The 10,009-nt window shown below is 42.8% G+C and carries 11 protein-coding genes; 9 read left to right on the plus strand and 2 right to left on the minus strand.

Features of this window, described 5'->3' with window-relative positions:
• Positions 1–201 precede the first annotated feature (201 nt).
• The 7 genes from metK to BI198_RS10175 all read left to right on the plus strand — a co-directional run bounded on the left by metK (position 202) and on the right by BI198_RS10175 (position 6,254).
• The gene (gene metK / locus BI198_RS10145; protein ID WP_070049453.1) at positions 202–1,350 is read left to right on the plus strand and encodes a methionine adenosyltransferase; all 1,149 of its coding nucleotides are present in this window, start codon (positions 202–204) and stop codon (positions 1,348–1,350) included.
• 229 nt (positions 1,351–1,579) lie between these two features.
• Positions 1,580–3,154 (plus strand): AbgT family transporter, encoded by a 1,575-nt coding sequence (locus BI198_RS10150; protein WP_070049454.1) that lies wholly within the window; start codon positions 1,580–1,582, stop codon positions 3,152–3,154.
• 141 nt (positions 3,155–3,295) lie between these two features.
• On the plus strand, positions 3,296–4,024 hold the full coding sequence (rsmE, locus tag BI198_RS10155) for a 16S rRNA (uracil(1498)-N(3))-methyltransferase (RefSeq protein ID WP_070050820.1): 729 nt from the start codon (positions 3,296–3,298) through the stop codon (positions 4,022–4,024).
• A gap of 11 nt (positions 4,025–4,035) precedes the next feature.
• On the plus strand, positions 4,036–4,989 hold the full coding sequence (gene gshB / locus BI198_RS10160; protein ID WP_070049455.1) for a glutathione synthase: 954 nt from the start codon (positions 4,036–4,038) through the stop codon (positions 4,987–4,989).
• 68 nt (positions 4,990–5,057) lie between these two features.
• Positions 5,058–5,615, plus strand: a complete 558-nt coding sequence (locus tag BI198_RS10165; RefSeq protein ID WP_070049456.1) for a YqgE/AlgH family protein — start codon at positions 5,058–5,060, stop codon at positions 5,613–5,615.
• Complete coding sequence (gene ruvX, locus BI198_RS10170; protein ID WP_070049457.1) at positions 5,615–6,040, plus strand: Holliday junction resolvase RuvX; 426 nt, start codon at positions 5,615–5,617, stop codon at positions 6,038–6,040. Before BI198_RS10165 ends, ruvX begins: the two co-directional genes overlap by 1 nt.
• Positions 6,018–6,254: a DUF1653 domain-containing protein gene (locus tag BI198_RS10175; protein ID WP_070049458.1), complete on the plus strand. Its 237-nt coding sequence runs from the start codon at positions 6,018–6,020 to the stop codon at positions 6,252–6,254. The genes ruvX and BI198_RS10175 overlap by 23 nt, the downstream gene beginning before the upstream one ends.
• Positions 6,255–6,589: 335 nt before the next feature.
• On the opposite strand, the gene BI198_RS10180 is transcribed toward BI198_RS10175, so the two are convergent.
• Positions 6,590–7,489 carry a tRNA/rRNA methyltransferase gene (locus BI198_RS10180; RefSeq protein ID WP_070049459.1) on the minus strand — a complete coding sequence of 300 codons (900 nt, stop codon included), beginning with the start codon at positions 7,487–7,489 and terminating at the stop codon, positions 6,590–6,592.
• 146 nt (positions 7,490–7,635) lie between these two features.
• On the opposite strand from BI198_RS10180, the gene BI198_RS10185 reads away from it, so the two are divergent.
• Complete coding sequence (locus tag BI198_RS10185) at positions 7,636–8,472, plus strand: 23S rRNA (adenine(2030)-N(6))-methyltransferase RlmJ (protein WP_070049460.1); 837 nt, start codon at positions 7,636–7,638, stop codon at positions 8,470–8,472.
• A gap of 69 nt (positions 8,473–8,541) precedes the next feature.
• A complete protein-coding gene (locus BI198_RS10190) occupies positions 8,542–9,321 on the plus strand; it encodes a S1/P1 nuclease (RefSeq protein ID WP_070049461.1) in 780 nt (259 codons plus the stop codon).
• Between the two features lie 25 nt (positions 9,322–9,346).
• On the opposite strand, the gene BI198_RS10195 is transcribed toward BI198_RS10190, so the two are convergent.
• A complete protein-coding gene (locus BI198_RS10195) occupies positions 9,347–9,892 on the minus strand; it encodes a hydrolase (RefSeq protein WP_070049462.1) in 546 nt (181 codons plus the stop codon).
• Positions 9,893–10,009: the final 117 nt, after the last annotated feature.

Genomic DNA, 10,009 nt, shown 5'->3' on the forward strand with positions numbered 1-10,009 from the left:
TTGCTTAATTCAGTAAAAACTCGCTTAAGTAGGCTCACAAAAACTGCAGTTCCTGTTAAAATAGCATTAAAGACGTCTGGGCGGCAGATTATTGTAGCAATAGCGCGCAGTTTTTATTAAAATACCCGCCTATTTTTTTCGGTTCATGCATGCAACAACGCAGCGCTGAATTTAAACTGTATTAATATTGGAACAAAACAGATGGCACAACATATTTTTACTTCTGAGTCGGTATCTGAAGGTCACCCGGATAAAATTGCTGACCAGATTTCTGACGCCGTTCTGGATGCAATTCTCGAACAGGATCCTAAGGCACGCGTTGCCTGCGAAACCTTCGTTAAAACGGGTATGGTTTTAGTGGGTGGCGAAGTGACCACATCGGCTTGGGTAGATATTGAAGAACTTACTCGTAAAACCGTGCGTAACATTGGTTATACCCATTCCGATATGGGCTTTGATGCTGACTCTTGTGCAGTATTAAATGCCATTGGTAAGCAATCACCCGATATTAATCAAGGTGTCGACCGCGCTACGCCAGCAGAGCAAGGTGCCGGTGACCAAGGTTTAATGTTTGGTTATGCCAGTGATGAAACCGATGTGTTAATGCCAGCTCCGGTTACTTATTCGCATCGTTTAATGCAGCGCCAAGCACAATTACGTAAAGATGGCACCTTACCTTGGTTGCGCCCTGATGCTAAATCACAATTAAGTTTTATCTATGAAGATGGCAAACCAATCGGTATCGATGCGGTAGTTTTATCAACTCAACATTGCGAAAGCGTTAGCACGGCAGATTTACGTGAAGCAGTAATGGAGCTGATTATTAAGCCGGTATTACCAGCTGAATGGTTAACGGATAAAACTAAATACTTTATCAATCCAACCGGTCGCTTTGTTATCGGTGGCCCTATGGGTGACTGTGGTTTAACCGGTCGTAAAATTATCGTTGATACCTACGGTGGTATGGCGCGTCACGGTGGCGGTGCTTTCTCGGGTAAAGATCCGTCAAAAGTTGACCGTTCAGCTGCTTATGCTGCCCGTTATGTAGCTAAAAATATTGTTGCTGCTGGACTGGCTAAGCGTTGTGAACTACAGGTGTCTTACGCTATTGGCGTAGCCGAGCCCACCTCTATCAGCATTGAAACCTTTGGTACCAGTAAGCTAACTGAAGATGAATTAATTACCATCATCCGTCAGCACTTTGATTTGCGTCCTTATGGTTTAATTGAAATGTTGCAGTTAGAGCGGCCTATATACTTACCTACTGCCGCTTACGGTCACTTCGGTCGTGCTGAGTTCCCTTGGGAACAAACAGACAGAGCTGAATTACTGCGCCAGTACGCAAAGTAAACAAATCATTTGATTTATAGCAAAATAAAAGGAGAGCTAAGCTCTCTTTTTTTTATTAAAAAACTATTCAATTAAGTTGCTACAAAACAAGGTATTAACCTTTGGCCATTTTTGTGTATGATATTGGCCAAATTAACGCTGACAATGGCATAGCATTATTTTAAATGTAAATGTGTAAATACAGCACAGCGCCAGTTAAAAATGATAACTAAAAACAAAAGGAAGAGTTATGTCGCAACAAGACACAGCTGTCGAAAAAACCGGGTGGCTTAACCGAGCCCTCAATAGCATTGAAGTCATTGGTAACAAGCTACCCGATCCGGCCATGTTATTTGCGTTACTAATGCTAGCAGTTTGGATAGCATCATGGGCATTATCAGGCGTAAGCTTTACAGAAGTTAATCCCCGCACTGGCGAAGCCATTGTTATTAACAATTTATTAGCACCTACCTCCTTTACCGCCTTTATGGCCAGCATGGTGCAAACCTTTGTTAGCTTTCCACCTTTAGGCGTAGTGTTAGTGGCGATGTTAGGTTTAGGTGTTGCTGAATATACCGGTTACATTAATGCCGGCTTACGTTCAATATTATCGGTAACGCCTAAAATGTTGCTAACGCCTGTGTTAGTGGCTGTGGGTATTCTTAGTCATATCGCGGTTGATGCCGGTTACGTGTTGGTTATTCCTTTAGGCGCGGTTATTTTCTATGCTGCCGGTCGTCACCCTTTAGCAGGTATCGCAGCGGCTTTTGCCGGTGTATCTGGTGGTTTTTCGGCTACCTTTTTCTTACCGTCAAGTTTAGATCCTCTTCTTGCAGGTTTAACTCAAGCATCTGCCCATTTATCAGCTGATCCCGCGGCCGCAGAATTAGTGATTAACCCACTAAACAACTACTTTTTCACCACAGCTTCAACCGTATTAATAATTATTATTGGTTGGGTACTTACCGATAAATTTATTGAACCAAGATTAAAAGCAACTAAAGTGGATGGTGACCCAGCTGAATTACCTACGATGGAGCCGCTACAAGATTACGAACGTAAAGGGTTACGTTGGGCTACCTTTGCCATGGTATTAAGTGGGGTATTATTAATGGTCTCCGCCATGCCAGAAACATCAGCTTGGCGCTCACCTGTTAACGGTCTACTTACCGATTCATCTGCGCCATTAATGCAGTCTATTGTCGGCATTATCTTTGTGTTCTTTTTAATCCCAGGTGTGGTGTACGGTTATGTTGCTGGCACAGCAAAAAATCACCGCGATATTATTCAAGGTATGAGTAAAGCCATGAGTGGTATGGGTTACTATATCGTTATGGCCTTCTTTTGTGCCCAATTTATTTATGCCTTTGGCCAATCTAATTTAGGTGCTTTAGTCGCGATTAAAGGCGCTCATGCCCTGCAACAAATGGCCTTACCTATGGGCTTTACTTTAGTCGGCATCGTGTTTTTATCAGGCTTTATTAACTTGCTTGTTGGGTCTGCCTCCGCTAAGTGGGCCTTAATCGGCGCTATCATGGTGCCTATGCTGATGGAACTAGGGGTATCTCCAGACTTAACTCAGGCTGCATATCGCGTAGGTGATTCATCTACTAATATCATTACCCCATTATTACCGTACTTTCCGTTAATAGTGGTGTTTTGTCAGAAGTACGTTAAAGCCAGTGGTATTGGTACCTTAATCGCCTTAATGCTACCGTTTTCTATTGCGATGTTAGTGTTATGGACAGCGTTTTTACTTGGCTTCTGGGCACTAGACATTCCGCTAGGTATTGGTTCAAGCTACACCTACCCTGCTAGTCAATAATAAAAAGATGGCTTAGCTTAAGCTAAAACCAGCTATCTAAATAAACCCTGTATTTGTTAAAGAGTGCGGGGTTTATTTTATCTGTCACAGAGCCAAATTGGCTGTTACCATTTAAGTAAATATTTTTAGTGAAGTATGACTATGCGCATTCCACGGATTTACCACAGCAGTAGCATAACGCTACATCAGGCTTTTACTTTAGACGAAGAAGCCGCTAATCATGTCGGTCGCGTGCTACGCATGCCCATCAATAGTGAGTTAGTATTATTTAATGGAGATGGCTTTAATTATCCTGCTCAAATAACTGAGCTGGATAAAAAGCGAGTCATGGTTACGGCAACAGAGCAAGCAAACAATCTTGTGGAGTCGCCATTAAATATTCATTTAGGCCAAGGTATTTCCCGTGGCGACAGAATGGATTTTGCTATCCAAAAAGCAGTTGAATTAGGCGTAACAGCAATAACGCCCTTATTTACTGAACGCTGCGGGGTAAAATTAGACGGTGAACGCTTAATCAAACGCACCCAGCAATGGCAAAAAATAGTTATCGCTGCTTGCGAGCAAAGTGGTCGCAGTATAGTGCCAAAGGTGCATCCGGCGATATCCCTGCAAGAATGGTTAGCTCAAGACACAAAAGAATTGAAACTAACCTTGCATCCGCGGGCAAAAGACACCATTAAGACCTTACCAGCAGTACAAGATATTCGTTTGGTTATCGGCCCAGAAGGTGGCTTTAGCGATGACGAAATGAACCAAACTACCCAAGCCGGCTTTATTAGTATTTTATTAGGCCCGCGTATTCTGCGTACAGAAACCGCAGCTTTAAGCACCATTACCGCTTTGCAGCTACAATTTGGTGACTTAGCATAAGGATAAATCACATGAGCAAAACCATTAAACTGGGTATCGTTATGGACCCAATAAGCAGCATCAATATTGAAAAAGATTCTAGTTTTGCCATGCTATTGCAAGCACAACAGCGTGGCTATGAGTTGCATTATATGGAAATGGCAGACTTGTATTTACTGCAAGGTGAAGCCCGAGCCAGTACAAAATTACTCAGCATCGAACAAAACCCAGCAAACTGGTATCAATTTGGCGCCAGCCAAGATATCGCCCTTGGCGACTTAGACGTTATTTTAATGCGTAAAGATCCGCCGTTTGATAGCGAGTTTTTATATAGCACCTATATTTTAGAGCGCGCCGAAGATGCCGGTTGCTTAATCGTCAATAAACCACAAAGCTTACGCGATGCTAACGAAAAGCTGTACACCAGTTGGTTTAGCCAATTTTCGCCAAAAACTTTAGTAACTAGCGATGCTAAACGACTTAAAGCATTTTACGAAGCAGAGCAAGATGTCATATTAAAACCGTTAGATGGTATGGGTGGTGCGTCAATATTTCGCTTAAAACCAGGCGATGCTAACGTTAGTGTGATTATAGAAACCCTAACCGAGCATGGTCAGCGATATACCATGGCGCAAAAGTTTATACCCGATATAACTGCAGGAGATAAGCGGATATTAGTGGTAAACGGTAAACCCGTGCCATACTGTTTAGCGCGCATACCGGCCAAAGGCGAAACTCGCGGTAACCTAGCAGCGGGTGGTCGAGGTGAAGCCAGAGCCTTATCAGAATCAGACTGGGCCATTGCTAATGCCATTGCCCCCACCCTAAAAGCTAAAGGCTTAATTTTTGTCGGTTTAGATGTTATTGGTGATAAATTAACGGAAATAAATGTCACTAGCCCAACCTGTATTAGAGAAATTGAAGCTGCTTTTCCAATTAGTGTTACCGGTATGTTATTTGATGAAATTGAACAGCTATTGGCTTAACTAAAACTTTTTAGTAAGACTATTTTAAAGGTGATTTCGCTTTCAAAGAGCATAAACAAGAGGTGCGTATGCAGAATTATCAGAACCATTTTCTGGTCGCCATGCCATCAATGGACGATCCGCGTTTTAAACGTAGCGTAACCTATATTTGTGAGCACAATGAACATGGCGCGATGGGTATTGTTATTAACCATCCGCTGGATGTTAAAGTTGCGGACTTATTAAAACAATTAGATATTGAATTTAACACCGACAGCCCTGCCGCACATGCCTATGTCTGTTCTGGCGGGCCAGTACAGCATGATCGCGGTTTTGTGTTACATACAGCTAAAGATGGCTACAGCAGTAGTATGCACTTAACCGATGATCTGATGGTCACAACTTCGAAAGATATTTTAATTGATTTAACTACCGATAAGGCACCGGAAAAGTTTATCTTAGCGTTAGGTTTTGCTGGATGGGAACAAGGCCAGTTAGAGCAAGAAATGGCAGATAATGCTTGGTTAATGATCCCGGCTGATAACGGAATTATTTTTGATCTAAGCCATGCCGAAAAATGGCAATCTGCCACAGCTAAAATTGGCATTCAAACTTGGCAATTAACTAATGAAGCAGGTCATGCTTAATGGCAAAACGTACCATTTTAAGTTTTGATTATGGCACCAAAAGTATTGGGGTCGCTGTCGGTCAAGAGTTCACCGGCACGGCATCTTTACTTAGCGCATTAAAAGCCCAAGACGGCACACCAGATTGGTCTAAGTTAGAGCTATTAATTAAAGAGTGGCAACCGGATTTATTATTAATCGGTTTACCGTTAAATATGGATGGTACTGAGCAGCCATTTACGGCGCGCTGTCGTAAATTTGCTAATCGGTTACATGGTCGCTTTGGTCTACCTGTTAGCTTACATGATGAGCGCCTAACAACCACGGAAGCGCGCAGTCAGCTATTTGCAGAAGGCGGTTATCGCAAATTAAGTAAAGATAAAGTCGACAGTTTGTCAGCAAAAATAATATTTGAGAGTTGGTATGAACAGCACAACACCAATTAAACCTGGCTACTACCAGCATTACAAAGGTGGCTATTATCAAGTAATCGATTGTGCTTTGCACAGCGAAACGGAAGAGTGGTTAGTGATCTATCGCCCACTGTATGGTGAGCAAGGCTTATGGGCTAGGCCATTAACTATGTTTACTGAAAACGTGACTATTGTCGACGAGCTTATCCCAAGGTTTCAATACATTGGCCAAACTAAGCCAAACTAAGCCAGACTAAACCTGCGCTATGTAAGCCACTAAACCAGTCGTTATATTCGTAACTACTTGACACAAAAAAGAGCAACTGAAGTTGCTCTTTTTTACTTTACGAACATTATTGCAGGCATTACAGGCATTGTAGCTAGCGGGACAGAGCTAACTACTGTTGCTGTCGATACCACTCACCAATAATTAAACTGGCTGCGACNCTATGTAAGCCACTAAACCAGTCGTTATATTCGTAACTACTTGACACAAAAAAGAGCAACTGAAGTTGCTCTTTTTTTACTTTACGAACATTATTGCAGGCATTACAGGCATTGTAGCTAGCGGGACAGAGCTAACTACTGTTGCTGTCGATACCACTCACCAATAATTAAACTGGCTGCGACACTAACATTTAACGATTCTACTTTGCCACTGCCGGGTATTTGCAATGCGATATCAGCAGTTTTAGCCACGTTTTTCGAGACGCCAAACATTTCCTCACCAAATACTACCACCACTTTGGCCGGTAATTTGGTTTGATACAACGAAGCACCATTATGACTAGACGTGGTCAATAGGGTATAACCGGCTTGCTTACACAGCTGTAGGCTAAGTGCCAAGCTATCGCTAGATAAGCCCGCTACAAACTCCCCGCCGCCTTCAGCCGTCCGTAGCGCGGCACCAGATTGCAGTAGCTCGGGTTGCTGCATAATCACGCCACTAACACCAAAATGAGCACAGCTGCGACTAATTGCACCTAAATTATGCGGGTTACCCACACCGTCTAAGGCTAATAAACAGTCAGTTTTGCCTTTTTGTTGTTGCAAATAACTGGCTAAGCTTTGTATCGGCTTACGTTTTACTAACAGCACAACACCACCGTGGTGCGCACTCGCAGCAATTTTTTCTAACTCTTGATCTTCAACAATATGGTAAGCCTTTTTCTGCTGCGCCAGATATTTCATCACATCCGAAAACTTGGCCGCCATATCGGCATTCAAATATAAACGAATAATACTCTCTGGGCGTTGCTGAAATAATACCCGACAGGCATTGTCACCATACACTTTACTTTCATCTGTTTTTGGCTTTGCCGGTCTTGTACCACTCGACGTAGGCCGTTGGCCACCACTCTTTAGCCATGGCTTTTGTAAAGGATTTTTTGCAGGCTTATGTGAAGGCTTTGCTGACGAGTTTTGTGCTGTACTTTTTGCGGGGCTGCGAGGTTTCCTCGGCTTATTACTATGCTCAGACATTTCATTCCTACTAACAGCCAATAGGCGACTATTTTATGATACTGCTAATTTTACCAGCTGCGAAGCAACAATACTTGTATTTTTCCCGCTGCGCAGTAAGCTGTCGGCCTTGATTTTGCTTTCTCTTACTATTGTAGACTTAAATTATGCTTAGTTATCGCCATAGTTACCATGCAGGTAATCATGCAGATGTGGTTAAACATCTGGTGCAAGTTGCTATTATTGACTATCTATTAAAAAAAGATAAACCGTTTTGTTATCATGATAGCCATGCCGGTGCTGGGTTATATAGCTTAGCGTCAGAGCAAGCCCTTAAAACTGCTGAGTATGAAACTGGCATAGGTAAATTGTGGCTGCATCAAGCGCAAAGCCCAGCATTACAAAGCTACTTAGAGGTTATCAAAAGCTTAAACACAGATGAAGAGTTAAGCTTTTATCCAGGCTCGCCAAAAATTGCTGAACTTATGTTGCGGCCAACCGACAGTATTCAGGCCACTGAATTGCATCCTAGCGATTACCCCATATTGGCCAGTCAATTTATTCGCCGCCGTTATAGCCGGATAGAAAACCAAGATGCTTGGGCGGGTTTTAAAGCTATGCTACCGCCATTACATAAACGCGGCTTAGTCTTAATAGACCCACCGTATGAATTAAAGCATGAATATCAAGATGTGGTTGCTGGACTTAAACTAGCCTATCAGCGTTTCCCCCAAGCTACTTATGCGATTTGGTACCCCGTGATTGAACGTGCCGCCATAGAAGCCTTTATTCGTGAACTGGTGAGTACTGGGATTAAAAACCAATTACGCATTGAATTGTGTCCGCTTAGCGACACTGACAGCTACGGTATGACCGGCAGTGGTATGTTGGTGATTAACCCACCTTACACCCTTGCCGACACCATGCGTCAAGCGTTAGCTGAAATTCAACCGCTAGTGGCGCCTAATGGCGACTGGCAAGTACATCAACTTGTTTTAGAATAGACTTTGTCAAGTATTTGAATTGTCTTTAGTTAGTGTTTGGATAGTTGTAGATAAAGCTTTGGAGTCATTATGCGTATTATATTTTTGTTACTATTAGCAGTAAGCTCACAGCAGGTTTTCGCTTTTGGTCAAACTGGCCATAAAATGATTTGTGATATGGCCTATCAACTAAGTCAGCCACAAACCCAAGCGCATATTGATAACCTAGTACAAACCTCGGGTTTAGACAGCTTTGCCGAAGGGTGTGTTTGGCCAGATACCATTCGCAATGATGACGGTTTCAAATGGTCCTCGCCACTGCATTACGTTAATTTTCCACGACATAAAAGCACGATAAGTCATAGTGATTGTGCTCAGCAAGGCTGTGTTTTATCGGCTATTGATGATATGCAGCGTCGCTTAAGCCACGATGCTTATGACTGGCAAGCCCTAATGTTTTTAGCGCATTTTATTGCTGACTTACACCAACCGCTGCATGTTAGCTTTGCTGATGACTTAGGCGGCAATAAAACTGAAGTCAGTTTTTACTTACAGCCAACTAATTTACACTCAGTGTGGGATTCCCGAATATTAGCCAAATTAGGCTATAACGATAACCGCATTAAACAACAGCAGCTATTACACGCTATTGACAGTAGGCAAGCTTACCAATGGCAACAAACTGATGCGTTAGCATGGGCAAATGAATCAGCGGCAATAACGACCCATATTTATGCTCAGTACCAGCCAAATATGCAGCTTGCGGATACTTATGTCCAACAAAACCAAGCCAAAATTGAAATGCGTATCCAACAAGCCGCCGTGCGTTTGGCGTTTATATTAGATCAAGCTTTTAACTACCGCCCTTAAAGTGGTAGTTATATTTACACTAAGGTTAAACTATCCAGCCTTTACTAATTTGCCTAAAGCTATCGGTGCCGCTGCAATTTAACCATTCAAATGCTAGCATTTCTTTGCTAATAATCTGCGCACCCTGCTGTTGCATCCGGTTTAGCGCTAACTGCTTATTTTCGGCCGTACGCGAGCCTACGGCTTCGCTAACTACAAATACTTGATAGTCTGCCGCTAATAAATCCAGCACGGTTTGTAATACACATACATGGGCTTCGGTGCCTATTACCACAATTTGTTTGCGTTTAGTGGCGGCAATTGCCTTAGCAATATGCGGCTCACGCAGTGCGCTAAAATGCATTTTTTGCAGCATCTGTTGCTCTGGAATTAACTCTGCAATTGACGGCAAGGTTGGGCCTAAACCTTTTGGATACTGCTCGGTGCCCCAGACTGGCACATCAAGCTGTAATGCCACTTGTAACACCCAAGCAGCGGCTTGCTCTACTTCTTTAGTTTGATCAATCGCTGGCGCTAACTTTTGTTGAATATCAATTAACAACACTAAGCTGTGTTCTTGTTGCAATAGCATACACTCACCTATTTTTGACTAATTAAACCCACTCTCTGGGCTAGCACTTACTTTAAATTTAAGTGTATATACGGCTCGGTTTGCCCACACTCAACACTATCATAACCACTATAAGCA

Source organism: Rheinheimera salexigens (assembly GCF_001752395.1).
GTDB classification, from domain to species: domain Bacteria; phylum Pseudomonadota; class Gammaproteobacteria; order Enterobacterales; family Alteromonadaceae; genus Alishewanella; species Alishewanella salexigens.